This window comes from Mycobacterium sp. NS-7484 (assembly GCF_001953975.1).
GTDB lineage: Bacteria > Actinomycetota > Actinomycetes > Mycobacteriales > Mycobacteriaceae > Mycobacterium.
Window position 1 is genome coordinate 60738 of the sequence record NZ_MBEJ01000096.1, and the last position, 26794, is coordinate 87531.

At 67.2% G+C, this 26794-nt stretch carries 27 protein-coding genes and 3 pseudogenes; 19 read left to right on the top strand and 11 right to left on the bottom strand.

Annotation, left to right across the window (positions count from 1 at the left end; translation table 11 throughout):
• Positions 1 to 30 precede the first annotated feature (30 nt).
• From A5733_RS17865 to A5733_RS17905, 10 genes are all read left to right on the top strand, one after another.
• A complete protein-coding gene (locus A5733_RS17865; RefSeq protein ID WP_076241078.1) occupies positions 31 to 630 on the top strand; it encodes a TetR/AcrR family transcriptional regulator in 600 nt (199 codons plus the stop codon).
• 137 nt (positions 631 to 767) lie between these two features.
• Positions 768 to 1427 (top strand): hypothetical protein, encoded by a 660-nt coding sequence (locus A5733_RS17870; protein WP_142254060.1) that lies wholly within the window; start codon positions 768 to 770, stop codon positions 1425 to 1427.
• 150 nt (positions 1428 to 1577) lie between these two features.
• The gene (locus A5733_RS17875) at positions 1578 to 3101 is read left to right on the top strand and encodes a nitric oxide reductase activation protein NorD (protein WP_076241080.1); all 1524 of its coding nucleotides are present in this window, start codon (positions 1578 to 1580) and stop codon (positions 3099 to 3101) included.
• Positions 3102 to 3113: 12 nt separating this feature from the next.
• On the top strand, positions 3114 to 3920 hold the full coding sequence (locus A5733_RS17880) for a CbbQ/NirQ/NorQ/GpvN family protein (RefSeq protein WP_076241081.1): 807 nt from the start codon (positions 3114 to 3116) through the stop codon (positions 3918 to 3920).
• Positions 3920 to 4048 carry a hypothetical protein gene (locus A5733_RS28115; RefSeq protein WP_255376494.1) on the top strand — a complete coding sequence of 43 codons (129 nt, stop codon included), beginning with the start codon at positions 3920 to 3922 and terminating at the stop codon, positions 4046 to 4048. Before A5733_RS17880 ends, A5733_RS28115 begins: the two co-directional genes overlap by 1 nt.
• Complete coding sequence (locus A5733_RS17885; RefSeq protein WP_067777109.1) at positions 4033 to 4740, top strand: hypothetical protein; 708 nt, start codon at positions 4033 to 4035, stop codon at positions 4738 to 4740. The genes A5733_RS28115 and A5733_RS17885 overlap by 16 nt, the downstream gene beginning before the upstream one ends.
• An 89-nt stretch (positions 4741 to 4829) precedes the next feature.
• Entirely contained in the window at positions 4830 to 5177 is a 348-nt protein-coding gene (locus A5733_RS17890) for a hypothetical protein (protein ID WP_233152721.1), read from the top strand.
• Between the two features lie 4 nt (positions 5178 to 5181).
• Positions 5182 to 6432, top strand: a complete 1251-nt coding sequence (locus A5733_RS17895; protein WP_076241083.1) for a cytochrome P450 — start codon at positions 5182 to 5184, stop codon at positions 6430 to 6432.
• Between the two features lie 40 nt (positions 6433 to 6472).
• Positions 6473 to 6982, top strand: a complete 510-nt coding sequence (locus tag A5733_RS17900; protein WP_076241084.1) for a hypothetical protein — start codon at positions 6473 to 6475, stop codon at positions 6980 to 6982.
• A gap of 66 nt (positions 6983 to 7048) precedes the next feature.
• The gene (locus A5733_RS17905; RefSeq protein ID WP_076241085.1) at positions 7049 to 7477 is read left to right on the top strand and encodes a hypothetical protein; all 429 of its coding nucleotides are present in this window, start codon (positions 7049 to 7051) and stop codon (positions 7475 to 7477) included.
• 16 nt (positions 7478 to 7493) lie between these two features.
• Here the strand turns inward: A5733_RS17905 and A5733_RS17910 are convergent, their stop codons facing one another.
• Both A5733_RS17910 and A5733_RS17915 read right to left on the bottom strand, forming a co-directional pair.
• The gene (locus A5733_RS17910; protein WP_067777094.1) at positions 7494 to 7943 is read right to left on the bottom strand and encodes a 6,7-dimethyl-8-ribityllumazine synthase; all 450 of its coding nucleotides are present in this window, start codon (positions 7941 to 7943) and stop codon (positions 7494 to 7496) included.
• Positions 7944 to 7952: 9 nt separating this feature from the next.
• Complete coding sequence (locus A5733_RS17915; protein WP_076241086.1) at positions 7953 to 8714, bottom strand: S9 family peptidase; 762 nt, start codon at positions 8712 to 8714, stop codon at positions 7953 to 7955.
• An 88-nt stretch (positions 8715 to 8802) separates the two neighbouring features.
• Here A5733_RS17915 and A5733_RS17920 point away from each other — a divergent pair, with 88 nt between their 5' ends.
• Positions 8803 to 9696: a mycobacterial-type methylenetetrahydrofolate reductase gene (locus A5733_RS17920; protein WP_067777089.1), complete on the top strand. Its 894-nt coding sequence runs from the start codon at positions 8803 to 8805 to the stop codon at positions 9694 to 9696.
• 10 nt (positions 9697 to 9706) lie between these two features.
• Here the strand turns inward: A5733_RS17920 and A5733_RS17925 are convergent, their stop codons facing one another.
• Both A5733_RS17925 and A5733_RS17930 read right to left on the bottom strand, forming a co-directional pair.
• Positions 9707 to 10840, bottom strand: coding sequence for a PDR/VanB family oxidoreductase (locus A5733_RS17925; protein ID WP_076241087.1), 1134 nt, complete (start codon positions 10838 to 10840; stop codon positions 9707 to 9709).
• The gene (locus A5733_RS17930) at positions 10833 to 11771 is read right to left on the bottom strand and encodes a metal-dependent hydrolase (RefSeq protein ID WP_083666275.1); all 939 of its coding nucleotides are present in this window, start codon (positions 11769 to 11771) and stop codon (positions 10833 to 10835) included. Before A5733_RS17930 ends, A5733_RS17925 begins: the two co-directional genes overlap by 8 nt.
• A 170-nt stretch (positions 11772 to 11941) precedes the next feature.
• Between A5733_RS17930 and A5733_RS17935 the strand changes: the two genes are divergently transcribed.
• Genes A5733_RS17935 through A5733_RS17945 form a run of 3 tightly spaced genes read left to right on the top strand, consistent with a single transcriptional unit; the run spans position 11942 to position 14115 of the window.
• Positions 11942 to 12814 (top strand): cyclopropane mycolic acid synthase family methyltransferase, encoded by an 873-nt coding sequence (locus A5733_RS17935; RefSeq protein ID WP_076241089.1) that lies wholly within the window; start codon positions 11942 to 11944, stop codon positions 12812 to 12814.
• A 42-nt stretch (positions 12815 to 12856) separates the two neighbouring features.
• The gene (sigK, locus tag A5733_RS17940) at positions 12857 to 13420 is read left to right on the top strand and encodes an ECF RNA polymerase sigma factor SigK (protein ID WP_076241090.1); all 564 of its coding nucleotides are present in this window, start codon (positions 12857 to 12859) and stop codon (positions 13418 to 13420) included.
• Entirely contained in the window at positions 13417 to 14115 is a 699-nt protein-coding gene (locus A5733_RS17945) for an anti-sigma factor (RefSeq protein ID WP_076241091.1), read from the top strand. Before sigK ends, A5733_RS17945 begins: the two co-directional genes overlap by 4 nt.
• Positions 14116 to 14120: 5 nt before the next feature.
• On the opposite strand, the gene A5733_RS17950 is transcribed toward A5733_RS17945, so the two are convergent.
• From A5733_RS17950 to A5733_RS17960, 3 genes are read right to left on the bottom strand one after another with little or no spacing between them, the layout of a single operon-like run.
• On the bottom strand, positions 14121 to 14915 hold the full coding sequence (locus tag A5733_RS17950; RefSeq protein WP_076241092.1) for an SDR family NAD(P)-dependent oxidoreductase: 795 nt from the start codon (positions 14913 to 14915) through the stop codon (positions 14121 to 14123).
• Between the two features lie 8 nt (positions 14916 to 14923).
• A complete protein-coding gene (locus A5733_RS17955; RefSeq protein ID WP_076241093.1) occupies positions 14924 to 15319 on the bottom strand; it encodes a nuclear transport factor 2 family protein in 396 nt (131 codons plus the stop codon).
• Entirely contained in the window at positions 15316 to 16365 is a 1050-nt protein-coding gene (locus A5733_RS17960; protein WP_198938852.1) for an alcohol dehydrogenase catalytic domain-containing protein, read from the bottom strand. The genes A5733_RS17955 and A5733_RS17960 overlap by 4 nt, the downstream gene beginning before the upstream one ends.
• Positions 16366 to 16500: 135 nt before the next feature.
• Between A5733_RS17960 and A5733_RS28245 the strand changes: the two are divergent.
• Positions 16501 to 16566, top strand: a pseudogene (locus A5733_RS28245) (hypothetical protein); the annotation flags it as partial.
• Positions 16567 to 16977: 411 nt separating this feature from the next.
• Here the strand turns inward: A5733_RS28245 and A5733_RS17970 are convergent.
• Positions 16978 to 17640: a fumarylacetoacetate hydrolase family protein gene (locus tag A5733_RS17970; RefSeq protein WP_076241094.1), complete on the bottom strand. Its 663-nt coding sequence runs from the start codon at positions 17638 to 17640 to the stop codon at positions 16978 to 16980.
• A gap of 12 nt (positions 17641 to 17652) precedes the next feature.
• On the opposite strand from A5733_RS17970, the pseudogene A5733_RS17975 reads away from it, so the two are divergent.
• From A5733_RS17975 to hrpA, 3 genes and pseudogenes are all read left to right on the top strand, one after another.
• Positions 17653 to 17919: pseudogene (locus A5733_RS17975) on the top strand (antitoxin); the annotation flags it as partial.
• Positions 17916 to 18245, top strand: coding sequence for a type II toxin-antitoxin system PemK/MazF family toxin (locus tag A5733_RS17980; protein WP_076241104.1), 330 nt, complete (start codon positions 17916 to 17918; stop codon positions 18243 to 18245). The pseudogene A5733_RS17975 and the gene A5733_RS17980, both read left to right, overlap by 4 nt.
• Positions 18246 to 18273: 28 nt before the next feature.
• Positions 18274 to 22156 (top strand): annotated as a pseudogene (gene hrpA / locus A5733_RS17985) (ATP-dependent RNA helicase HrpA).
• Here hrpA and A5733_RS17990 read toward each other — a convergent pair.
• The 3 genes from A5733_RS17990 to A5733_RS18000 are packed head-to-tail and all read right to left on the bottom strand — an operon-like array spanning position 22153 to position 25384.
• Complete coding sequence (locus A5733_RS17990) at positions 22153 to 22986, bottom strand: alpha/beta fold hydrolase (protein WP_076241105.1); 834 nt, start codon at positions 22984 to 22986, stop codon at positions 22153 to 22155. The pseudogene hrpA and the gene A5733_RS17990 sit on opposite strands and share 4 nt — an antisense overlap.
• Positions 22987 to 23034: 48 nt before the next feature.
• Positions 23035 to 24198, bottom strand: a complete 1164-nt coding sequence (locus A5733_RS17995; protein WP_083666277.1) for an acyl-CoA dehydrogenase family protein — start codon at positions 24196 to 24198, stop codon at positions 23035 to 23037.
• The gene (locus A5733_RS18000; RefSeq protein ID WP_076241096.1) at positions 24191 to 25384 is read right to left on the bottom strand and encodes an acyl-CoA dehydrogenase family protein; all 1194 of its coding nucleotides are present in this window, start codon (positions 25382 to 25384) and stop codon (positions 24191 to 24193) included. The genes A5733_RS17995 and A5733_RS18000 overlap by 8 nt, the downstream gene beginning before the upstream one ends.
• A 59-nt stretch (positions 25385 to 25443) precedes the next feature.
• On the opposite strand from A5733_RS18000, the gene A5733_RS18005 reads away from it, so the two are divergent.
• Positions 25444 to 26577, top strand: coding sequence for an FAD-dependent oxidoreductase (locus A5733_RS18005; protein WP_076241097.1), 1134 nt, complete (start codon positions 25444 to 25446; stop codon positions 26575 to 26577).
• Positions 26578 to 26794 lie beyond the last annotated feature (217 nt).

Consider the following 26794-nt stretch of genomic DNA (forward strand, 5'->3'; position numbering starts at 1 on the left):
ACCTGAGTCGGGTCAACACGAGGGAACGGGATGGCTGTGGCAGACGGGTTGTCTGCGCGTGAGGCGAAGCGCCTGCAGACGCGTGAGCGGTTGATGGGTGCGGCGATCGCGGAGTTCAAGCGGGCCGGGATGGCCGAAGCGGATGTCGGCACGATCGTGAAGGCGGCCGGCGTCGCGCACGGCACGTTCTTCTTCCACTTCCCCACCAAAGAACATGTGCTGCTGGAGCTCGAACAGCGCGAAGAGGAACGTATCGCCAAGCAGTACGCGCAGTTCCTCAAGAAGCCGCACACGCTGGAGGACGGTCTGCGCGAGTCCATGCGGCTGGTGGTCGGCCTGGAGCGCCGGCTCGGCGATGTCCTGTTCAAAGACTTTCTGGCCCTGCACTTCTCGCAGACCCGTCCGCCGGTACCGGACAGCCAGGAACATCCGGTGATCTCCCACGTGGCCCAGCAGATCGAGCTGGCCCAGCAGCAGGGCGAGGTGGCCGCCGACGTCAACCCGTGGAACAGCGCCGTGTTCTTCCTGCTCGGCTTCTATGCGCTGTTGATCACCACCAACGACTGGCCCACGCGCGACGCCCTCCTGGAGGACTACGTGATCAGGACCATGCGCAGCATGGCGCCGTAACACCGCCCGCAGGGGCCCTGTCGAGCCGTCGTTTCATTGACTATAGTCAGTCAACAACACGCCACGGCTCGCTTGGAGGACCCTTGAATCTGCCGACCACCAACGCGCGCAGGCGTGGCCCGTCGGCGGCCGATCAGATGGCCGATCACGACGAGCTGTCCCGGCTCGCTCAGCGGCAGGCCGACAAGTGGTTGATCGTCGGGTCTCTGCTGATCGGCAGTGCGGTCCTCGGCATCGTGGGTTTGCCCATCTTCCTGCGCGGCGTGTGGCTGCTGCGCCAAGCCCAGCGCGACGGGTTGTCGGTGCGGCCGATGATGGTCACCCTGCTCGGCTATCTCGTCATCATCGATGCCGCCATCAACGCCGTCGGCTGGTCACTCGACCTCGTCGGCAACCACACGATCCTGGGCCGAGTCCTGCTTGTGGGCTGGGGATATCTGTTCGATGCCGGATATTTCTGGCACTTCAACGAGCTGTGGGTCGGCGGTGCGGCCGGCCCGGGGGAGAAGGCCTGGGAGGTCGCTCTCATCCTCACGGTGTTCACCATGCGCATCGCTGCGGGCATCGGGTTCTTGCAGATGAAGCGCTGGGGTCAGCAGTGGATGATCGTCACCTGCTGGATGGGCGTGGTGATCTGGTGCGGCTACGTGTTCAACATGACGATGTTCGCCGACGTCCGCTACGCCGGGGTGATCTTCCCGGTGATCGGTTGGTGGCTCTACGACATCTTCTACATCACGCCGTTCCTGGCCATCCCGTATCTGCACACGGTCAACCGCGAAATCTTCACCGACTGACCGCATATCACTGACCACAGTCAGCACAATTCGAAGGAGGGGGCTTCATGCTCTGGGAGATCTGCCGCTACATCGGTGCCTGGGGTGGCACCGCGCTGATCATCTGGTTCTGGTACTGGATGTTCTCCAACATCGGCACATTCTGAGTCGATGCCTGACAGCGACGCGATCGCGGTCGAACGCAGCTGCGCCCTGACCGCCGTCGCCCTCAGCGCAGGAAGACGTGAGGGCGTGCGGCTGGTCACCGGTGAGCAGCGCAGTTTCGGACTGAACGCGGCGCTCGACTTTGTCCTGGTGCCGTTTCCGGCGAGGGATCCGGCCTGGACCCGACGTTCGCTGACCTGCGGGGTGGCCCTGCAGTGCGCGCCGTCCAAAGAGCGGCTGCTGCATTACCGGCTGGGTGAGCTGTCCGGTCGCGAACTGCGGGCTCTGAGCCTGGTCGAAGCCGGGGTGGCCCTGGGGTGGGTCGCCGAGAACTGGCCGGGGCTGGTGCCCGAGATCCGAAGGCTGCTCCCGCAACTGGAGGCCACCGACGCGGAGACGTCGGCCGTCGACATGCTGGACGGCGCGGTGCGTCTGGCCCGCACCGGGACGGTGCCCGACCCTGATCCGCTGTTGGGCCGACTACCGGTCGCCTACACGGCCCCGGCGGGGTTGGCCGACGGGCTTCGCCGGCGGTTCGGCCGGATGCCGTGGACCAGCACCCAAAAGCGTTTGCCCCGGCCATATTCCGTGCCGGTCGGGGGTGACGGTGGGGTGCGCAACCCCAACCTGCCGCCGCCGAGTCGCCCGCAGGACAACGACCTCGACGTCACCCCGGAGCACCGGCCGGGGATTCCGTATCCGGAATGGAACGCCTGGACGGACAGTTTCCTGCGCGATCACGTCGCCGTCGTCGAGCATGCCAAGCCGCCGCGCAGCCGCACGTCGGTGCCGGTTCCGGCCGATCTGCGGGCCTGGTTTGCCGAGCACACCCATCGCGCGATGACCGATCGCCTGGAGGACGGGTCCGACCTCGACGTCGATTCCTATGTCCGCCACCACATCGACGTGGTCACCGGAGAAGCCGGCGAGCCCAGGGTCTTCCGGGAGCTGTTGCCCAGCAGCCGCGACGTGTCCACCGCGTTGCTGCTCGACGGCAGCTCCTCGCTGGGCGTGCACGGTGGCCGGATTTTCCGGCTGGAACTGGCCTGCGCCGACGCGCTGTCGCAGGCGATGACGCGGGCGCGCGAACGGCACGGCATCTTCGTGTTCACTGGCAACACGCGCCATCGGGTGGAAGTCCAGTGCCTCAAGGACTTCGAGGACCGCCGGTTTGTCCCGCCCAGTGCGGCCGGCCTGGTCACCGGCGGCTACACCCGTCTCGGGGCGCCGCTGCGACATCTGACCAGTCGACTTCTGGCCCAACCGTCGGAGCGGCGGCTGCTCATCGTGATCGGCGACGGGCTGATCTCCGACGAGGGTTACGAGGGCCGCTACGCCTGGGCCGACACCGCGCACGCGGTCGAGGAGGCCAACGAGGCCGGCGTCGCCGTGTACTACGTCGGCGTCGGGCCCACCCGCGTCGACCCGCTGCCGGAAGTGTTCGGGCCGAGGCGTTCTCAACGGATCCGCCGTGTCGAGGAGCTGCCACGGGTGCTCGCCCACGTCCATCGCGAACTGGTCGCCTGCTGAGGAGCAGAACATATGAGTAGTGATACGTATTTCGCCAACGGCAACGAGGTCCAGCTGTTCGAGCAGGCCTACGCCCGGCAGATCCCGGTGATGCTGACCGGGCCGACCGGCTGCGGCAAGACCCGGCTGGTCGAACACATGGGCTCGTTGTTGCAACGCCCGGTGGTGACGATCAGCTGCCATGACGACCTCACCAGCTCGGACCTGGTGGGCCGGTTCATGGTCACCGGAGGCGATGTGGTGTGGACCGACGGTCCGCTGACCCGCGCGGTCAAGGCCGGTGCCATCTGTTACCTCGACGAGGTGGTCGAGGCCCGGCACGACTCGCTGGCCATCCTGCATTCGCTCACCGACCATCGTCGTGCTCTGTATCTCGACCGGGCCGGAGAAGTTGTGCGGGCGCCGGAGACCTTCATGTTGGTGTGCTCGTACAACCCGGCCTACCGCAGCTCGCTCAAGGAGCTCAAACCCTCCTTCCGGCAACGGTTTGCCACGTTGCCGATGACCTACCTGCTCCCGGACCGCGAAGCCGAGGTGATCGTCGCCGAGACCGGAGTGGGACGCGACACCGCGGCCCGGCTGGTGGCGTGCGCGACCGCGATCCGCAGCGCCGACGCCGCGTTCCATTTCGAACCGCCCTCGACGCGGGTGCTGGTGACGGCGGCGCAGCTGGTCGCCGAGGGCGCCTCCGAACTCGACGCGGCCGAGGCGTGTGTGCTGGCGCCGCTGAGCACCGACGGGGCGATCAACGACGGACTACGCGAGGTGGCAGCGGCCGGCCTGCTCGACAGTTCCGGCAAACCAGGAGAGGGAGTCTGATGAACGAGCAAGAACGAAAGCGCAAGCGGGCGTTGATCGTCCTGCAGGTGGTCATCTACGGCTACCTGTTCGCGATGTTCTGCATCCAGATGTACATGTCGTTTACCCGAGGCTGGTGGGAATTGTGAGCGCACCGCTGTCCCAACAGGATTCGGTGACGCTCGAGGATCATCACGAGCAGTCCCGGCTGGCCCAGCGCCGCGCCGACAAGTGGATGATCGTCGGGGCGCTGTTGATGGGCATGTGGATCCCCGGCCTGATCGGATTCCCGATCTTCATGCGCGGGGTGTGGCTGCAGCGGCAGGCGGCCCGCGCCGGGTTGTCGGTGCGCCCGATGATCGTCACCCTGATCGGATATCTCGTACTGATCGACGGCGCCCTCAACAGCCTGGGCTGGGCGCTGGACCTGGTGGCCAACCACACTCTGATCAACCGGGTGCTGATGGTCGGCTGGGGCTACATGTTCGACGCCGGATACTTCTGGCATTACAACGAACTGTGGATCGGCGGGGCGGCAGCACCGGGCGAGAAGTCCATGGTCTTCGGGATGATCCTGACCGTTTTCGCGATGCGCTGCGCGGCGGCGATCGGCTTTCTGCAGATGAAGCGCTGGGGCCACCAGTGGATGATCGTCACCTGCTGGATGGGCGTCCTCATCTGGTGCCTCTACGTGTTCAACATGACGATGTTCGCCGACGTCCGCTACGCCGGGGTGATCTTCCCGGTGATCGGTTGGTGGCTCTACGACATCTTCTACATCACCCCGTTCCTGGCCATCCCGTACCTGCACACGGTCAACCGCGAAATCTTCACTGACTGAACAACTCTGAGGAGCACATGGTGTCGATCCCTACAGACAGCACAGAAAGCACGGACCTGCCCCCGGGCACCACGCCGTACTACGCGAACATGCACAAATGGATCAAGCGCGCCGTGCTGGTGTGCTTGGTGGCCCTGGTCGTGGAAGGCGCGTTCACGTTGCCGTTCATGGCCGTCTACTACGGCTATCCCACGCTGAGCATGACCGAGATCTGTAGCGAGCTGCTCAAGGTCCGCTACTCCGATGACACGCTGGAGTGCAAGCACCCCTACCCGATGCTCGGGCCGCCGGAAGGGGCCGAGGGTAAGGACACCGCACGTGACGAGTGGGGCATCCAGCCGACACCCAAATACGACCGGCTGGGCTTCCGCGAACTGGTGCGCCGTCACGAGGAACGTCTGGCCCGCCAAGCCCAGGCCCAGGAGCAGGGTGGCTAGCTAGATGCCGAAATCTGCCGAGGAGCACGCGCGCAACTGGGATCTGCGTCACGAGGACTTCCATGATCACGATCTGCTGTACGAGGTGTATTCGGTGATGCGGCAACAGGCACCGATCGCCCACACGGCCGTGCCGTTCTTTCCCACTGACGGCGCCTGGGTCGCGCTCGGCTACGACGAGTGTTACCGGATCGCGCAGGACTGGCAGCACTTCTCGAGTAATCCGACGCCCGAGGGGGCCCGCCAGGCCGGCGGCGATCTGGTGATCACGCTCGACCCGCCGCGGCAGCAGAAGTTCCGGAAGGTGCTCAACCCGTACTTCTCTCCGGCACGGATGAAGGCGCTCACGCCGCAGATCCGGGCCGAAACCGACCTGCTCATCGACGGTTTCATCGAGCAGGGTGTGGGCGACTTGGCCCAGGTGGCCTGGCAGCAACCCGGCGTCGTGTTCTTCAAATACCTGCTCGGGATGCCGGTCGGCGACGTCCCGTTGTGCCTCGATCTGGTCGACACGGCCCTCAACGGGGACACCGAGCAGGACCGGATGATGGCGTGGGGCGGGTTGTATCAGCACGTGCACGACGCGGTGTCCGCCCGCGCCACCGCACCGGGCGGCGACGACATGATCGACGTGCTGCTGCATGCCGAGATCGACGGTGAACCGTTGCCGTTCAACGATATCGTGGCCAACGCCATCCTGCTGGTGCAGGCCGGCCTCGAAACAACGGCCAGCGCAATGTCTTTCGCATTCCACTACCTGGCCACGCACCCTGCCGAGCGTGATCGGCTGATCGCCGAGCCCGAGATCCTGCCCCGGGCGGTCGAAGAGTTCATCCGGTTCGCGGGATCGATCCACAGCCTGCCCCGTACCGTCGCCAGGGACGTCGAGTTGGGCGCACACCGGTTCGCTCCGGGGGACACGGTCCTGCTGAACTACGCCGCGGCCAATCGTGACGCCGCACAATTTCCCGATCCCGACCGCTGCGTGCTGGATCGTTCGGCCAACCGCCATCTCGGCTTCGGCGCCGGCGTGCACCGGTGTCTGGGTTCCAACCTGGCGCGCCTCGAGTTCGCCATCGGCCTCGAACAGGTCCTGGCCCGGATGCCCGACATGGCGTTGGACCCCACCGACTCCGCGGTGTTCCACGGCAACTCCGTGACGCGTGGCTACCGCCGGATCCCGGTCGTGTTCACCGGTGGGGAGCCCTCGACTGTGTTGCGGGGACCTAACGATTCGGTGGTGTCTCGGAGTTGACGCCGCGATAACCGGCAAAGCCGTGGTTCAGTGGTAACCGATGTCTGGTGCCTGGTTCTCGCGTTGCTGTACCACCGCTGCAGCGGCGGCGGGTGTCATGTTGCTCGCCGTGGGCGTGCCCTGGGCCTCGGCCGCTCCGGCGGCTCCGGCCAGTGACGCGCGGGGATACCTCGACTCCACGGCGCGGTGTGACAGCGCGGATGCCACAGTGCTGTTCGGCAGCACCGACGCCTCCCGGGTGGCGATCTGTTCGGTGTCCGACGGCAAGTACGAGTATCGCGGGGTGCGGCTACGCGACGGCGCCAAGCTGATCGTGCCGGCCACCCGCAACGACGACGGTGCGTTTCTCGTCGACAACGCCGGCATCGAGTACCTCGTCACCTCCAAGTCGCTGGTGGTCAGTGCCGCCGAGAAGGTGATCCGTGAGGAGGCGATGGTTGACTTCCACCGCCCCGGGGCACCGCAAACTGCGGCGACCCCCACCCGGACCACTCCGCTGCCCCCGCCATTGGCCGCCGAGGTGGGTGGCAGCGGCAGCAGCCGCCGCTGACTGCCTGACCAGAGCGGATGCCTGCCCGGTTGAACCCGGTGAATGAAAATGATAATCATTAACGGCATGCGCACGTGTTTGTCGTCGTTGGCTGCGGCGGATCTGGATCAACTCCGCCGCGGTACGACATGTCTTTCCGTCCCACTCGTCGACGACGTCGTGCAGGTCGGCATCGGCGGTGACTTTCCCACCACGACCCTCGCGGTCCGCGTCACGGCATCGTCGGTGCGGGTTCGGCGGCTGGACGGGCGCCGGCTGCAGGTGCACATCGTCGAGGACTGGGCCGGGCCCACCGCACCTGGTGTGGCGACGGCGGTCTTCGCGCAACCGGTCGATGTGGTGGTGCTCGAACGGTGCGCCGGGCGCTGGACGCCCGGGGCGGGCGCGGAGATCGCCGGCCGGGTGAACCTCCAGCGGTTCATCGGCACGCTGGCCCGCTTCGCCCTGGCCAAGCAGCGCGGTGCCGGTCGCGTCGATCAGGCGGGTGCGGCGTAAGTCGGATCGTCCGCGATCAGCCTAACGAGCGGTGCAACTCCAGGGTGGCCGCGACGGCGTTGGCCGCCTCGGCGCCCTTCTTCACGAAGTGCCTGGTGAAGTAACCGATGTGCTCGTCGTGCTCATGAAAGTGGTGCGGCGTGAGCACCACCGAGAACACCGGCACGTCGGTGTCGAGCTGCACGCGCATCAGCCCGTCGATCACCGCGGTGGCCACGAAATCGTGGCGGTAGATCCCGCCGTCGACCACCAAACCGGCCGCCACGATCGCCTGATAGCGCCCGGTCAGCGCCAGACGCTTTGCGGCCAGCGGTATCTCGAACGCGCCGGGCACCTCGAAGAACTCGAGGGCATCCGCCGCGAAGCCATGGGTGCCGATCTGTTCGGTGAATCCCTCGCGCGCCTTGTCGACGATGGCGCGATGCCAGGTGGCTTGCACGAACGCGATCTGCGTGGCGTCAGACATGTGGCGACGCTATCGCACGCCGAGGTAGGCGTCAGCCCAGGCACCGATGATCCGGCCGGCCCGTTTGGCCTGACCGGGCCCGGTCAGCAGATGCTCGGAGCCTTCCAGCGAGACGAAGCTGCGTGGGTGCCGGGCGGCGCGGAAGATGTCGCTGGCGTTCTTGATGCCGACGGTGTTGTCGGTGGGGGAGTGCAGGATCAACAGCGGCAACTTGAGGGTCTTGATCTTGTCGAGCAGCTGTGCGGCCCGGACATCTTCGACGAAGGCGCGTTTGAGGGTCAGCGTCTTACCGCCGACCATCCATTGGCCGCTGCCTTCGGCCAGCACCTGCTCGATGACGGCGTCGTACTGATGCTCGACATGGGTCGGATCGAACGGCGCACCCACCGTCACGACAGCCCGCACGCCAGGGGCCTGCCGGGCGGCGGCGATGGCGGCGGCGCCGCCGAACGAGTGCCCGATCAACAGATCGGCCGGGGTTCCGCGGTCGGCCATGAATGTGCAGGCCGCGATGATGTCGTCGACCTTGACGGTGAACGAGCCGTCACCCCAGTCACCCTCGGAATCCCCGAGGCCCAGGGCGTCGAAGCGCAGCATCCCGATGCCGTCACTGGCCAACTGTTTGCAGATGCGCGCGGCCGCCGGAGAGTCCTTTCCCAGCGTGAAGCCATGGGAGAACACACCCCAGCCGCGCACCGGCCCGTCGGGCCGGTCGATTACGCCGGCCAATGTCGGGCCCGTCGAACTGGGGAAGGTGACGCGCTCAGCCATGCCGGAGGTTTACCACGAATCTTCCCCAGGCCGTCGACGGTTCGACCCGAGCTGCCCCGTTGCCGACGCGGCTCCGTAGGGTGGCAAGGTGCCTTTGAACACCATCGCGCTGGAACTCGTGCCCCCGAACGTCGAGCGGGGCGCTCAGTACGCCGTTGACGAGGCCCGCAAGGTACTGGCGTTGTCCGCCGAGGTGGGTATCGAGGGACGGATCCGCCACGTCATGATCCCCGGGATGATCGACGAGGACGACGATCGTCCCGTCGAGATGAAGCCGAAGATGGACGTGCTCGATTACTGGTCGATCATCCGGCCCGAGCTGCCCGGTCTGCACGGCCTGTGCACGCAGGTCACGTCGTTTCTGGGTCGTGAGGCGCTGGGCAAGCGCCTGACCGATCTCAGCGGCGCCGGCTTCGACGGCATCGCCTTCGTCGGCGTGCCCCGGACGATGAAGGACGGCGAGGGCGAGGGCGTCGCACCCACCGACGCCCTGTCGATCTACGAGGAGCTGGTGCCCAACCGCGGCGCGATCCTGATCCCGACCCGCGACGGCGAGCAGGGCCGGTTCAACTTCAAGTGCGACCAGGGCGCCACCTACGGGATGACGCAGCTGCTGTACTCCGACGCCATCGTCGGCTACCTGCGCGACTTCGCCAAGGCGAGCGACCATCGGCCCGAGATTCTGTTGTCCTTCGGTTTCGTGCCGAAGATCGAGACCAAGGTCGGGCTGATCAACTGGCTGATCCAGGATGCGGGCAATCCGGCCGTGGCCGCCGAGCAGGAATTCGTCAGCCGCATCGCCGGGCTGGAGCCGGCCGAGAAGCGTCGGCTCATGCTCGACCTGTACAAGCGGGTGATCGACGGGGTGGCCGATCTCGGTTTCCCGCTGAGCATCCACTTCGAGGCGGCCTACGGGGTCTCGAAGCCGGCCTTCGAGACCTTCGCCGAGATGCTGGAGTACTGGGCGCCGGATCGGGTTTAGCGCGCCGGGCCTAGAGGTCCAGCACGAGCCGGCCGGATTCCGGTCCGGCCCGCGAAACGCAGACCAGCATCTGACCGAGTTCGCGTTGCTGATCGGTCAGCAGGGTGTCGCGATGGTCGACGTCACCGGCGAGCACCCGCTGAACACAGGTGCCGCAGAAGCCTTGTTGGCACGAGTAACCCACATCGGGCAGGGCGTCGCGCAAGGCAGCCAGCGTGCTCTGGTTCGCCCCGACCCGCACGACCCTGGCGCTGCGGGCCAACTCGACGTCGAATGGCGCGCCGTCGGCGACCGGCACCGGTGAGAACCGCTCGACGTGCAGTTCGGTGCCGGAACCTGCAGGCAGCCCGCGACGAACACAATCCACCATCGACGGGGGACCGCACAGGTATACCGCCGTCCGCCCGTCCACTCCATCGAGGAGCTCCCCGGCTGTCACGCGCCCGTGTTGTTCGGTGGTGTGCACCCGCACCGGGTCTCCGCACGCCAAGAGCTCGTCCAGAAACGGCAGGTTCTCCCGCCGACGGCCGACGAAGCGCAACGACCACGGCACACCGACGCGCTCGGCGAGCCGGATCATCGGCAGGATCGGGGTGATACCGATCCCGCCGGCGATGAAGTGCAGCTTCTCGGCCCGTGATGCCGAACCCGGTACCGGCATCATGAATGCGTTTCGCGGATCGCTGATCTCGACGACCGCGCCGACACCGAGTTCGTGTACCTCCACCGAAGCGCCACCGCCCGAGGGAATTCGGCGCACGGCGATCCGGTACTCCTGTGTGCGTTGCGGATCTCCGCACAGCGAGTAGTGCCGGGTGCGACCGGACGGCAGGTGAACAACGATGTGTGCGCCCGGGTGCCACGCGGGCAGCGGCGTGCCATCGCCCACCGCCAAGGTGAGTTCGACGACCGAGCCGTCGGGCGCCACGCTGCGTCGACCCACCACCGACACGGTCCGGCGGTCCACAGCCCGGCCCAGCTCAGGCAGTTCGTGATTCCCACCGAGACGCATCACCACCGAGACGAAATGGGACACCGCGGTGCCGGCCAACCGGGTGAACAGGTCTGGGCGCACCGCCCGGTGCAGACCCGGCGGCGGTGCACCGGTATAGGGCTTGAGCAGACGCCGCGTCGGGTCAGCCATGGCCGGCCCGAGCCGCCGGCGAGGCGGCCAGATACGCCACCGCTTGGGCCGTCACACCCTCGTCGGCCGGGTCGTAATCACGGCGCAGGAACCGCAGCCCCGACCGGACCATGAAGCCCGCGGTCGGGACGGTGCCCAGCTTGCCGGAAGCGCGTAGCTTCCACAGCATTCGCAGGTATCCGAGATTGGGCAACGCCGGATCTTCGTGGATGAGGAACTTCGTGCCACGCAACAGCAGCGCGAAGAACACCACACTGACCAGCACGCCCGACACGGCCTGCGCGACATAGTCCATGCCGAAGTACCTGGCCACGTTGTAGGAGACGTGACGGTGCTCGACCTCCTCTGCCCCGTGCCAGCGGTACAGATCGCACAACACCGGATCGACACCCATCTCGTCCCAGTCGTTGTTCAGCGCCCAATGCCCCAGCACGCCGGTGAAATGCTCTGCCGCACACAGGGCGTGGGTGCCCGAGGACAGTGCCTTGCGCCGATCCGGGCCCGTCGCCCGGTCCAGCCGCGCATCGAACTGGCCGGCAACCCATTCCAGCTGGCGGTAGAACGGCTGCGGATCGATGCCATGGCGCCGGACATAGGCCACCAGAACGTCGTCATGGGTCTTGGCGTGCACCGCTTCCTGACCGATGAAGCCGACGATCTCGGCCCGCAACTGCTCATCGCGGACATACTCCAGCGCATCGCGAAGCAGTCTGCTGAACCAGCGCTCGGCCACCGGCAGAAAGAGGTTGAGCGCCGTGACGACGTGCGAGCCATACGGGTCTCCGGGAATCCAATGAAGCGGTGCGGTATCCCAGCGGAACTGCACCTGCCTCGGCCGCAGCGCGACCTCCTCGGGGGCGAAATCGTCCACTGGGCCGGCAACGGCCCGATGTTCTGGCTGCAATTGATCCCCTCGGCTCGTCACCTTCATCGCCGGGACGGCGCACTTTGCCGTCCCTCAATCTCTATTCGGAGCGGTGGCCGTCACAGATGGGTTTGAGAAGAAAGTGATCCGCGAGCGCGTCGGCTCCGAATTATTTAGGTCGGGTGCGATGAACCGTGCGTCGATGCACGCACGTGTGAAGAAAGGTGGGACCCACCATGTCCAGTTTGACCCCTCAATTCGCGGCGGTGCAGGCACACTACGACCTGTCCGACGACTTCTTCCGCTTGTTCCTGGACCCCACGCAGACCTACAGCTGTGCGTACTTCGAACGGGACTCGATGACGCTGGAGGAAGCGCAGTTGGCCAAGATCGACCTGGCCCTCGGCAAGCTCGGTCTGGAGCCGGGGATGACGCTGCTCGACGTCGGTTGTGGGTGGGGCGCGACGATGCGGCGGGCCATCGAAGCCTACGACGTCAACGTCGTCGGATTGACGCTGTCGAAAAACCAAGCAGCGCACGTCAAATCGACGTTCGACGCGATGGACACCGGTCGGCGCCGGCGTGTGCTGTTGGCCGGCTGGGAGGAGTTCGACGAGCCGGTGGACCGCATCGTCTCGATCGGCGCGTTCGAGCACTTCGGGCATCAGCGCTACCCGGCGTTCTTCAAGATGGCCCATCGCGCGTTGCCGTCCGACGGCGTGATGCTGCTTCACACCATCTGCGGGTTGCATCCGGTCGAGGCCCGTGAGCTGGGCGTCCCGCTCACGTTCGACCTGGCCCGGTTCATCAAGTTCATCCTGACCGACATCTTCCCCGGTGGGCAGTTGCCGTCTGCGCAGATGGTGCGGCAGCGGGCAAACGCCGCGGGGTTCGTGTTGACCCGCCAGCAGTCGCTGCAGCCGCACTATGCCACCACGCTGGACCATTGGGCGGCGGCGCTGGAGGCCAATCGGCAACAAGCCGTCGAGATCCAGTCCGAGGAGGTCTACGAGCGGTACATGAGGTATCTGACCGGCTGCGCAGACCTGTTCCGTAAGCGTCAGGTTGATGTCAACCAGTTCACCCTCCAGAAGCGCGAACTTGCGTAAACCCGGTTTGCCACCGGGCCCGGATGGTTACTCTCCGCCCCGATGACCGATTCAGGCCGGGTGGACGACGACCTCGACGACGTCCTACGGCGGGTGGCCCGGCAGGATGCGGCGGCGTTCGCGGCGCTTTACGACACCACCCATGCCCGGCTGTTCGGTCTGATCAGCCGGATCCTGCGGGATCCCGGCTACAGCGAGGAAACCACCCAGGAGGTCTACCTGCAGGTGTGGCGTAATGCGTCGTCGTTCGATCCCGCCGAGGGTTCGGCGATGGCGTGGCTGGTCACCATCGCGCATCGACGGGCGGTGGACCGGGTCCGGTCCGAGCAGGCCGCCCACCGGCGGGACCACCGGTATGCCGCCGCATCGGGTGAGCCACCGGTCGACCTGGTGGTGGAACGGGCCACCTTGTCCGAGGAACACCGCCAGGTTGTCGAGTGTCTGGACGGCCTGTCCGACGCACAGCGGCATTGCATCGAACTGGCCTACTACCGGGGCCTGACCTATCCGCAGGTGTCCGAGCGCATCGCCGTCAACCTCGCTACCGTGAAGTCTCGTATCCGCAATGGCCTGCAACACCTGCGCCGGTGTCTGGGGGTGGCATGACCGAACCCGCCGAGCCCGAACTGCTGGAGTTGGCGGCAGCCTATGCGCTGGATGCCGTCTCGGACGGTGAGCGTGCCGACATCGAACGTCGGCTCGCGTCCGCGCCGGCCGAGGTGTCCACGGCCTTCCGCGACGAGGTGCGCGCGATCCGGGAGGTCATGGCCGTGCTCTCGAACGTCACCGCCGTCGAGGCGCCATCGTCGCTGCGGGCCCGGGTCCTGGCCGCCACCCACTCACCGGTGCCGCGCCGGAACCGTTGGCGCACAGCAGCACTCGCAGCAGCGGCCGCCGTGGTGATCGCCGGTGCCGGATTCGGCGCCGGCGTCGCCCTACGGCCGTCGCCGCCTCCGCCGACGGCTGCCGAGCAGGTACTCGGTGCCCCGGATGTGCGGACGGTCAGCACGACGGTCCCCTCCGGTGGCACGGCCACGGTCGTCTACTCCCGCGAACGCAACGCCGCGGTGCTCATCATGAACGACGTTCCGCCCCCCGCGGTCGACACCGTCTATCAGATGTGGCTTCTCGAGAACGGAACGCCCCGTTCTGCCGGCACGATCGGCGGTGCCGTCGGTCCGTCGATCACCGACGTGGTGCGTGATCTCGGCGGCGCGAGCACCCTCGCGTTCACCGTCGAACCCGGTTCCGGATCGCCGCAACCGACCGGGACGATCTTCGCCCAACTCCCGCTCGATTGAACTCGCTAACCCATTGCGGCGGTGACGGCTTGGGCGATGAACCGTACCGCGTCGTTGCGGCTCACCGAGGCCATCAGCTGTGCGGCGGCCTGAATCTCCGGTCCCACCAGACACGTTGGCCCCGCAGTGAGGTTGTCGAATGCGGCCGCCACCACGTCCTCGACCGCGGCGGCGCCCGGCGGGACCTGCTCGGGCGAGTCGATCTGACCGCGTTCGTATTCGAGTTTGCGTAGCGCCGGGGTGTCGGTCTTGCCCAGGATCAACCCGCCTCTGTCGTGCAGTTCGGTCCACAGTGCCTCGGCGAACACCATGTCGAAAGCCTTGCTCGCACCGTAGGCCACCATGTTCGGCCCTCCGGCGAAGCCGGCGCCGGAGCCGAAGATGACGATGCCGCCGCGGCCGCGGTCCACCATCGGCTGCGCGTAGTGGTGGCACAGCTGCATCGGGACCATGCAGTTGCGCTGCACCAGTGATTCGGCGTCGGCCAGCGGGCTGGACAGGAACGGCTGGAAGTTCGGATCGGCCCCGGCGCAGTAGACCAGGAAGCCGATGTCCAGGTCCGCGGTGGCCGCGATGACATTGCCGGCGGCACCGGGGGACGCCAGATCGATTGCCAGCGTGCGGGTCTGGGCGCCGAATTCCCCGATCCGAGCGGCGACCTCGTCGAGAACCGCCTGGCGCCGGGCGAGCAGCACCACGTTGAGGCCGCGGCGGCCCAGCTCCTCGGCCATCGCGGCGCCGACACCGTCGGAGGCTCCGGCCACCAGTGCCCACGGCCCGTACTTCGTTGCGAATTCCATTGCGTCTCCTAGACCGCCACCACGCGCACCGAGGTGAACCGGCGGCGGGCAATCCGCCAGCCATTCTCGGTGCGGACCAGTTCGTCGTCATAGAAACCGACGGCGTTGACGCCAGAGTTGTTGTCCTGAGCCAGGATCAGCGCGTCGACGTACGTGCGCGCCGCCGCGGTGTCGCCATCGACGGTGATCGCGTGGTTGCTCATCCGGTGCAGGGTGTGCCCGGCCATGGCGTGCGTCTGCTCCATGAACTCGGTGACGGCGTCCACGCCGCTCCAGGAACCGATCTCGCCGTAATCCAAGACACAGTCCTCGGTGAACACGGTGCGAAACAGCGGCCAGTCCCGCCGGTCGATGCCGGTGGCGTAGCGAACCAGCACATCGACGATGTCGTCACGGTCGGTCATGTGGGATCTCCGTTCGGGTGCACGATGATTCGGGTCGGCCCCGCCGACCGTCGGGCCAGATCGAGTGCGTCGGGGACCTCGTCGAGAGGTACCACCATCCCGATGCTGGGGGTGGGATCCAGCTCGCCGGCGACGATGGCGTCGAGCGTTCCGTACCAGTCCTGCGGCCACGGCCCGCCGCCGAACTGCAGGGTCACCCCCTGGCGGGTGGCCGTGGTGATGTCCAGGGCGTCCCCGGTGTACCAGCCGCCGGCGCAATAGATGCGGGTGCCCATGTCGGCTTCCGCGACGATCTTCTGGATCAGCCCGGACGCGCCGACGCATTCGAACACCACGGCCGGACCCCACAGGTTGCGTTCGGCGCGCAGCTCGCGCCAGACGTCCAACGGTGAGCGTTGCCCCGGGTCGACGGCGACGTGAGCGCCGAATTCCTTGCACGCCAGGGTGCGACGGTCCTCCTGGTAGTCCGAGATGATGATCGGTTTGATGCCACGCCGGCTCAGGGCGGCGACGGCGGACAGGCCGATCGCGCCGGCGCCGATCACGATGGGGATCTCGCCGGGTTCGAGGCGAGCGCTGCGGACATAGAACTCGCCGACGGCGAAGGCATCGGTCAGGGCGACGGCATCGTCAGAGACCTGGCCGTCGGCGCGCCGGGCAATGGCTTCGGACACCACGACCAACTCGGCGAAACTACCGGGGGAATCGGGGTGTTGGCCGATGATGTGGGCCCCGTCGGCGCCGCCGTCAATCAACCGGATCGGTATCGACGTCACCCGGCTGCCGACTGGGAATTGCTCGCTACAGCCGGGCCCGTGGCCGATGACCTCACCGACGAACTCGTGGCCGAGTACCACGTCTTGTTCGGCGTCGTAGCGCGATCGTCCGGTGGGATCGTCGCCGAGCTCGGGGTGATCCATGAAGTGCACGTCCGAGGCACAGATTGCGGTGCTGGCGACGCGCAGCAGGAGCTCCCCGGGACCGGGTACCGGATCGGGGATCTCACGCACCGTCAGTGCGCCGTCACGGAGGACCACTGCCCGCATCGCCGATCCATTCTCTAATATTCGAGATAAGCTCTCGAATTGCCAAGCTGACTGTATGAACCGCCCAGGAGGGAGTCAAGGGTGAAAGGTGCACATTCAGCGCCGACGAGCCGGGTGGTCGACATCATCGAGCTGGTGGCCGGCTCCGCCGACACTCGGTTGCGGTTCTCCGACGTGGTCAGCGCCTTGGATCTGACGCAGGCCACCGCGCACGCCATTCTCACGACGCTGTGTGACCGGGGCTGGTTGATCCGCGACCCCGCCGACAAGACCTTTGCCCTCGGGCCGGGTCTGGCGGTGGTGGCCGCACGCGTCGACTCCTCCCGTCCCTTGGCGCAGGCGGCACGCATTGCCGCACAAGAACTTTCGCAGCAGCTCGGCTATGCCGCGTCCGTGGTCGAGCGGGTTGCCGACGAGCTGGTGATCACCGCATTCGAGGGGGCCGGACCGCAGCCGGCCGGCATGCCGGGCGACCGCATCCGGTATGCACCGCCGTTCGGCGTCGCGTTCGCGGCCTGGGATACGCCGGCCGAGCAGCGCGCTTGGATCGCTCGGGCACCCACCACGGGTGGGGCGCTCACTGATCGACTCACCGAGGTGCGGGACAGAAGGTCAGGCGGGCCGCCGATCGGCTGGGCCGATCGTGAAACTGAACTCCGCGACCCCTGCGACACCGCCGGAGACCACGTCGCCCGGCTCCATCGGTCCGACCCCGGCGGGGGTGCCGGTGTAGATCAGATCACCGGGCGCCAGGTCGACGGCCGTTGAGATGGCACTGATCACCTCGGGCATGACCCGTAGCCAGATTTCCCCGTGGTCGGGATGTCCAACCTCGGCCACCGGCCGGAGCGGGGTGCACAGGGCCGACGCGTCGAATCCCTTGCCCCAGTCCCAGGGCCGGCTGAGCTTCTTGGCCTCGTCTTGCAGGTCGCGGCGGGTCAGGTCGACGCCGATGCCGTAGCCCCAGACCAGGTCCAGCGCGTCGGCCGGTGCGACGTCGCGGCCACCGGCGCCCAGCGCCACCACGAGCTCGATCTCGTGGTGGAAAGACGAGGTCAGCGGTGGATATGGGATCGTTCCCGTCGCCTCGAGAACGGCATCGGCCGGTTTCATGAAGAAGAACGGCGGTTCCCGATCCGGGTCCTTGCCCATCTCCCGGGCGTGCGCCGCATAGTTACGGCCGACACAGAACACCCGGCGGATGGGGAAGCGTCCGGGCCCGGTGCTGACGGGCAGCGAGGCCTGGGGCGGGGGAGCGATGACGTAGTCGGTCACAGATGCATTCTCCCGCGGTCACTCGGGTGGCATGATTGTGGCATGAATCGCACACGCTTGAGCACGACGGTCAACGCGGAGTTGCTGGACAGGGCGCGCATGATCCGTTCTGGCAGCACCGATGCCTCGCTGATCGACGAGGCCCTTGCGGCGCTGCTTGCCCGCCACCGATCCGCAGAACTGGATGAGAGTTACAGCGTCTATGACAGCCATCCGCTTGATGAGCCGGATGAATGGGGCGACGTGGCATCGTGGCGGCGTGCTGCGGGCGCATCGTGAGTGACTTTCCTGCTCGGGGTGAACTCTGGTGGTGCGAGATGCCAGAGATCGGTCGCCGCCCAGTGGTGGTCTTGTCTCGCGATGCGGCGATCCCACGGCTGCGGCGAGCCCTCGTCGCACCATGCACCACCAATCTTCGAGGGCTGGCCAGCGAAGTCGTTCTGGAGCCTGGAAGAGACCCGGTGCCCCGTCTTTCAGCGGTAAATCTGGACTCGGTGGAGAGCGTTTCGGTGGGGGTTCTCGTCGAGCGCTTGGGTCGGTTGGCAGATGCCCGCATGCGGCAGATCTGCTCGGCATTGGAGGTAGCGGTCGACTGCTCGGGCTGACAGACCACGGCCCGCTACCCTTGCTGGAGTGTCCGAACCGTCAGTTGCCGAGCTGCGCTCCCGCCTCGACGGCCTGACCATCCGGGACGCCGACCGGCTGCGGCGACGGCTGCGGAATCTCCGTGGCGGCGATCTGGCCAAGATCACCGAACAACTCGCCGCCGCCGAAGCCCTCGTCCTGACCCGCCAGGCCGCCGTTCCGGCGATCACCTATCCCGACCTGCCGGTCAGCGAACACCGCGACGAGCTGGCCAAGGCCATCAGCGAAAACCAGGTGGTCGTGGTCGCCGGCGCGACGGGCTCGGGCAAGACCACGCAGCTGCCCAAGATCTGCCTGGAGCTGGGTCGCGGTATCCGCGGCACGATCGGGCACACCCAGCCACGCCGGCTGGCCGCGCGCACCGTGGCCCAGCGCATCGCCGACGAACTGGGCACCCCACTCGGCGACGCCGTCGGCTACACCGTGCGCTTCACCGACCAGGCCAGCGATTCGACGCTGATCAAGCTGATGACCGACGGCATTCTGCTCGCCGAGATTCAACGAGACCGGCGTCTGCTGCGCTACGACACCCTGATTCTCGACGAGGCGCACGAGCGCAGCCTCAACATCGACTTCCTGCTGGGCTACCTGCGGGAGCTGTTGCCGCGTCGCCCCGACCTGAAGGTCATCGTCACGTCGGCCACCATTGAGCCGGAGAGGTTCGCGGCTCACTTCCATGACGCGCCGATCGTCGAAGTGTCCGGCCGGACGTATCCGGTTGAGATCCGGTATCGCCCACTGGAAGTCCCTGGGCCGCCTTCCGGCGACGACGATCCCGACGATCCCGACCACGAGATCGTCCGTACCGAACTACGTGATCCGACCGAGGCCATCGTCGATGCGGTCCGCGAGCTGGAAGCCGAACCGCCCGGCGACGTTTTGGTGTTCCTGTCCTGGCGAACGCGAAATACGGGACACCGCAGAAGCTCTCAAGGATCTGCGCAATACCGAAGTGCTGCCGCTGTACGCCCGGCTGCCGACCGCCGATCAGCAGAAGGTGTTCCAGCCCAGCCACTCCGGGCGGCGAATCGTGTTGGCCACCAACGTGGCCGAGACATCGCTGACCGTGCCGGGCATCCGCTACGTCGTCGATCCCGGCACCGCGCGGATCTCTCGTTACAGCCGGCGCACCAAGGTGCAGCGCCTGCCGATCGAGCCGATCTCGCAGGCCTCGGCCGCCCAGCGGGCCGGGCGTTCGGGGCGCACCGCCCCCGGCGTCTGCATCCGGCTGTACTCGGAGGAAGACTTCGAATCCCGGCCCCGCTACACCGATCCCGAGATCCTGCGCACCAACCTGGCCGCGGTGATCCTGCAGATGGCCGCCCTGCAACTCGGTGACATCGCCGAGTTCCCCTTCTTGGACCCACCCGATGCCCGCAGCATCCGTGACGGGGTTCAGTTGCTGCAGGAGCTCGGTGCGTTCGACGCCTCGGGTGCGCTGACGGATGTCGGACGACGGCTGGCCCGGTTGCCTCTCGACCCACGCGTCGGCCGGATGATCCTGCAGGCCGACACCGAAGGCTGTGTGCGTGAGGTGCTGGTGCTGGCCGCGGCGCTGTCGATCCCCGATCCACGGGAACGCCCCAGCGACAAGGAAGAGGCGGCCCGGCAGAAGCACGCCCGGTTCGCCGACGATTCCTCGGATTTCGTGTCCTACCTAATCCTGTGGAACTACCTCCGCGAACAGCGAAACCAGCTCTCCGGCAACGCCTTCCGCCGGATGTGCCGCGAGGAGTTCCTGCACTACCTGCGGATCCGGGAATGGCAGGACCTGACCGGGCAGCTGCGCAGCATCGCCCGTGACATCGGGATCCGGGAGGGTGATGAGCCGGCCGAACCGGCCAGCATCCACGCCGCCCTCACCGCCGGTCTGCTGTCCCACGTCGGCCTGCGTGAAGGCGAATCACGCGACTATCAGGGCGCCCGCAATACCAAGTTCGTGTTGGCCCCCGGTTCGGTGCTGACGAAGAAACCTCCACGGTGGATCGTCGTGGCCGATTTGGTGGAGACCAGTCGACTGTTCGGCCGCATCGCCGCGCGGATCGAGCCCGAGACCGTCGAGCGCGTCGCAGCCCATCTGGTGCAGCGCACCTACAGCGAGCCGCACTGGGAGGCCCGGCGCGGCGAGGTCGTGGCCTTCGAGCGGGTCACGCTGTACGGGTTGCCGCTGGTTCCACGGCGCAAGGTCGGCTACGCCAAGATCGAGCCGGAGCTCAGTCGGGAGTTGTTCATTCGCCATGCACTGGTCGAAGGCGATTGGCAGACCCGGCATCACTTCTTCCGCGACAATGCCCGGCTGCGAGCCGAACTCGAGGAGATCGAAGAGCGGGCCCGCCGGCGCGACCTGCTGGTCGGTGACGACGAGATCTACGCGCTCTACGACGCCCGGATCCCGGCCGGTATCGTCTCGGCCCGACACTTCGATGCCTGGTGGAAGAAACAGCGGCAAAAGACACCCGACCTGCTCACCTTCACGCGCGACGACCTGTTGCGGTCCGAGGACGGCGCAGACAATCCCGACACCTGGCGCGCCGGAGACCTGGAACTGCCGCTGACGTACCGGTTCGAGCCCGGAGCCGCCGACGACGGCGTGACGGTGCACGTGCCGGTCGGGGTGCTGGCGCGGCTCGGAGGCGACGGATTCGCCTGGCAGGTACCGGCTTTGCGCGAGGAACTGGTGACCGCGCTGATCAAGTCCCTGCCCAAGGATCTGCGGCGCAACTTCGTCCCGGCCCCTGACACCGCCCGCGCCATCCTCGGCCACATCGATCCGTCCGCCGGTTCGCTTCTCGACGAGGTGCAGCGTGAACTCCGCAGGCGCAGCGGAATTCTGGTGCCGGTCGACGCCTTCGACCTGAGCAAGGTCCCGGATCACCTGCGGATGACCTTCGCCGTCGAGACCGCCGACGGCAAAGAGGTGGCCCGCGGCAAGAACATCGACGCCCTACGTGAACAGCTGGCAGTGCCCGTCGCGCAGGCGGTGGCCGACGCGCTGGGCGGTGACCTGGAGCGTCGCGACCTACGCGCCTGGCCCGAGGACCTCGATGAGCTGCCCCGCACCGTGGAAAACATCAGCGGCGGGCACGCCGTACGTGGTTACCCGGCCTTCGTAGATACCGGAAAAGCCGTCGACATCAAGGTCTTTGCCAACCCGGCGGAACAGGCCGCGGCCATGGGGCCCGGCCTTCGCCGACTGTTGCGGCTCACCGCGCCGTCGCCGGTCAAGGCGATCGAGCGGGGACTGGACACCCGCACCCGCCTGGCGCTCAACGCCAATCCCGACGGCACACTGGCCGCCCTGCTCGACGACGGCGCCGACGCCGCGGCGGACTACCTGCTGGCCAAACCGGTGTGGACGAAAGCAGAGTTCGCGGCGCTGGTGGCGCGGGCCGGCAAGGAACTCGGCCCGACCACGCACGCCGCGGTGACCCGGGTCGAAAAGGTGTTGGCTGCCACCCACGACGTCGGCGTGGCCCTGCCGGACAAGCCGACCGCCGCCCAGGCCGATGCCGTCGCCGATATTCGGTCGCAGCTGGATCGCCTGTTGCCCAAGGGCTTTGTCACGGCGACGGGCGTCGCACGACTGACCGATCTGGCCCGGTATGTCACCGCGATCGTCCGCCGCCTGGAGCGGCTGCCGCAGGCACTCAGCGCCGACCGGGACCGGATGACCCGGGTGCACGCGGTCGAGGATGCTTACGACGACCTGCTGGCCGCGTTGTCACCGGCCCGCGCCGAGGACCCGAAAATCCGCGACATCGCCTGGCAGATCGAGGAATTGCGGGTCAGTCTATGGGCTCAGCAGCTCGGCACGCCGCGTCCGGTCAGCGAGCAACGTATCTACAAGGCGATCGACGCCGTCACTCGCTAGTCAGTGGCAGGCGCGATGTGCCGGCGCAGGAACTCGGTGACGTGTCCGGCCACCACGTCGGGTTGCTCGAGCCAGGGCCAGTGACCCGTTCCCGGCACCGGCTGTACCGCGCAGTTCTGGAACATTTCGCGGTAGGCGTCGGTCTGGGAGAACGGCACGTAATGGTCCTCGGTGCCCCACACCACCAGGACGTCGCCGGCATACTCGGCGAGTCGATCCGCATACGGCGCAAGGGCTTCCGGACCGGTGGACCGATATAGCTTCAGCACCGCGTCGGGGGTGCCGCGGGCGAACATGTGCTCGGCGATGGAGTCCAGCGCGTCGGTCGGCAGGCCGGGATCGCGCATGGCGAGCATGCGTCGCATCAGTGCCTGGTTACCGACCCGCCACATCACCTCCGCCAGGACCGGTGTGCGCCACAGCTTGGCGGCGAAATGGTTGATCACCACCGGGGCGTTGATCAACGTGATGCTGGCGACCGCGTCGAGATGGTCGGCGGCCCAAGCCAGTGCCCATGGTCCGCCGAAATCGTGGGCGACCAGGTGCGCGCGTTCGACACCGAGCTGGTCGACGAGCGCGTCGAGGTGTGCCGCGTAGGCGGCAACGGTGTACGGCCACTGCGACGGTTTGTCGGCGCCACCGAAACCCGGCATCTCCGGGGCGATCACCCGGGCGAAACCGGCGACAGGAGTCAGCAGGCGGTCCCACTTGGCTCCGGCGTTGTTGCCGTGCACGAACACGACGGCCTCCGGGCTCTCGGGCCCGGCGACCAGCACCGGGGAACGCACCCCGTCGACAGCCAGCGTGCGGTGCTCGACCGGTCGCTCCATCAGCGGGATCTTACGGTCGCGCAAGGCCTGCCGCGCTGTTTCAACCAATCAGTGCGTGCCCGTCGCCACCCGCGGTACCCGTTCGACGGTCGCGTCGTCGAGCACCAGTTCCGCCACCCGGGACCGGTGGGCTTCAGCGCTTCCCAGGAGGGCGGCGTCGGTGGTCGCCCGCTTGAAGTACAGATGTGCCTGGTGCTCCCAGGTGAACCCGATGCCGCCGTGCACCTGAATGGTGTCGGCCGCAATCTTGGCGAATGCCGCCGACGCCGTGGCCTGTGCGATCGCGGCGGCCAGCGCCGGGTCGTCGGTACCGTCGGTCAATGCCCAGGCCGCGTGATAGGCCGTCGAGCGGGCATGCTCGAGATCGACCAGACAATCGGCCAACCGGTGTTTCACGGCCTGGAACGAGCCGATCGGTCGGCCGAACTGCAGCCGCGATTTCGCATAGTCCACCGAGAGGTCCAGCAAATGCTGTGCGGCGCCGACCTGTTCGGCGGCCAACAGTGTGCATGCCACCTGGAACGCGTGAGTGATGACCCGCTCGGCTTCGTCGGGTCCGGCTACCAGCTGTGCCGGTGTCTCGGCGAACACGATGTCGGCCTGCGGCCGGGTCAGGTCGAGGGTGACCAGCGGGGTTCGCTGTACGCCGGCTTCGGTCGCGTCGACCGCATAGAGTGCCACGCCGTCGGGTCCCGTCGCCGCTACCAACAGCAGATCCGCGGCGTCAGCGTCCACGACCCGCTGCACGGTCCCGGTCAGCGTTCCATCCTCGGCCGCAGCGACGTTCACGGCGGCCGAATCGAACGCGCCTGCCTGATCTGGCACCGCGAACGCCGCGGTACGAGTGCCGTCGGCCAGGGCGCCGAGCAGCTCGTCGCGCACGGGACCCGAGGACGCGGCGACGAGCGCGGGGATGGCCAGCATCATCGTGCCGAACACCGGGCCGCAGGCCAGGGCGGCGCCGAGTTCCTCGACGGCGACGGCCTGATCGACGAGCGTGCCGCCGGCCCCGCCCTCGGACTCCGGAACCGCCAGGCCCAGGACGCCGAGCTCAGCGCCAAGTCGGGCCCAGACTTTCCGATCGAACCGCGGCTCGGACTCCATCAGCGTGCGTACCGTCTGCTCGGAGAAGTTCTCTGCGCAGAACTTGCGGACCGCCGTGCGCAGCTGAGCCTGCTCGTCGGTGAACCTGAACTCACGTTCCTCAGCCACGTGGGATCTCCTTCCACGGCATACCAGCATCAGCCCGCAGATCACCGGGCAACCCGAGGATCCGCTCACCCAGAATGTTGCGCATCACTTCGGACGTACCGCCTTCGATGGTGTTGGCCTTGCTGCGCAGGAAGCGCTGTTGAACGGGTCCGCGCCAGTCCGCCTCGTCGTCACTGTCGTGCAATCCGTAGCCGTGGTACAGGATCCCTTCGGGCCCAAGTAGATCCATGCACCATTGATAGATGTGCTGGTTCAGTTCGGCACCCACCAGCTTGCCGATCGATCCTTCCGGTCCCGGCCCGCCGACGGTGGCCGCGGCCCGGGACCGCTCGGCGGTCAGCCGCTGGGCCTCCGAGCGCAACCACAGTTGGGTGAGCCGGTCACGCAACACCGGAGTCCGTAGATCTGGCCGGGACGCCCACAGCGCCACCGCATCCGAGATGGTGCCGGCTCCGCGCCGGTTGCCACTGCCACCCAGCGCACTGCGCTCGTTCATCAGCGTCGTCATCGCGACATTCCAGCCGTTGCCCACCGCGCCGAGCCGGTGTGTATCAGGGATCCGGGCGTCGGTGATGTAGACCTCGTTGAACTCTGCCTGTCCGGTCATCTGCCGCAGCGGCCGGGTTTCGACGCCGGGTGCGTGCATGTCCAGGACGAAGTACGTCAGGCCTTTGTGTTTGGGCACATCGGGATTGGTTCTTGCCAGCAGCAGCCCCCAGCGCGCGCGGTGCGCCAGGCTGGTCCACACCTTCTGCCCGTTGAGCACCCACTCGTCACCGTCCAGGACCGCCGAGGTGGCCAGTCCGGCCAGGTCCGAACCGGCGCCCGGCTCCGAAAACAGCTGGCACCAAATGTGTTCCGTGCTGGCCAGCGGTCGTAGCCAGGATTTCTTGAGTTCCTCGGATTGGGCATGCTCGCGAATAGTGGGCGCGGCCATGCCGTATCCCATCGGGTTGAGGCCCAACGGCACTGGACCGCCGGCGCCCTGCAGGATGCGGTCGGCCACCGCCTGCAAGCCGCGCGACACCCCGAGACCGCCGAGGCCCTCGGGGAAATGCACCCAGGACAGGCCGGCGTCGTAACAGGCCGCCAGGTACTCGGGAATCGGAACTTTCTTCGGGTCGTGATCTGCCATGACCCGGCGGGCGAGGTCGGCGACCCGGTCCGCATCAGCGACGCTGCTCATTCAGCCACGATAGGCAAACGGATCCGGACTCGTGCGGGCGGGCGGTACCGTCACCGACTGTGGACCGCAAGCGCGTGGTGATCGCCGGGCTTGGCGATTCCGGCCTGCTCACCGCGATCCGGTTGTCCCGTCGCCATGACGTCGTCGGGGTATCGCTGAATCCAGGCCTGGTCAGTGGTCAGGAGCTCGGGACCCGGCTGTCCCGGCCCGACGATTGGGCGCGCGACTATTGGATCGCCTTCGACCGGTTCCGTGAGCTCGACCGCGTTCGCACCGTGCATGGGACGTTGACCGCGGCGGATCTGTCGGCTCGCACCGTCTCCGTGCGTGATGCCGACGGGGCCGAGCAGGTGCACGGCTATGACGCGCTGATCATCGCCACCGGTGTGAGCAACGGCTTCTGGCGTCCGGGTGTGTTGCAGTCGGCAGGCGATGTCGATGCCGGGCTCCACGCCGCACATGACCGGTTGGGCGCGGCTGGGTCGGTGGCGGTGATCGGGGGCGGTGCGGCAGCCGTCAGCAGCGCGGTAAACATCGCGCTGCGGTGGCCCGACACCCGAGTCGCGTTGTACTTTCCGGGCGAAGGTGTTCTGCAGCAACATCATCCGCGTGCCCGTCGACGTGTCGAGCGTCGGCTCGCCGCGGCCGGGGTGGCGATGCATCCTGGCCATCGTGCCGTGATACCCGAGGATTTCGATTGTGCTGCGATCACGTCCGATCCCGTGCAGTGGAGCACCGGCCAGCCGCCGGCGCAGGCTGACGCAGTGCTGTGGACCGTCGGCCGGGTGCGGCCCAACTCCTCGTGGCTGCCGTCGGACGTTCTCGACGAGGACGGCTTCGTGCGGGTGACGCTGCATCTTCAGGTGCCCGGCGCCGACGCCGTGTTCGCCATCGGCGACGTCGCGGCCACCGACCCGCTGCGGTCGTCGGCTCGCAACCGCGCTGACGGGCTGCTGGCGCACAACGTCATCGCGTACTTCACCGGCGGCCGGATGCGCCGTTACCGGCCACCGGCCAGCCGATGGGGGTCGGTGCTCGGGGTTCAGCCGGACGGGTTGGAAGTCTTCGCGCCCAACGGGTTTGCCTTCAGGTTTCCGGCGTGGATGATCGACCGCGTCCTGCAGCCGTGGATCGTTCGTCGCGGTATCTACCGGGGTGTGCGGTCTCGGGGGTCGAGCGTTACCGCCATGTAGATGCTGTGCATCGGCCCACCTCGTCATGGCTTCCATGCTTTGCCCACCTAGCGAGCGACAACGCATTTCGCTCGCGAAAAACATTGCTGACGTCGGTCGATCGGCGTAAGATCGAACACGTGTTCGAATTGCTCGATCCACCGTCGCTCTCCGATGCGGCGCTGATCGATGCGTTGGAGCATGCGACGCGGGCTGAGGCGGTCGCCGCGGCTGAGCG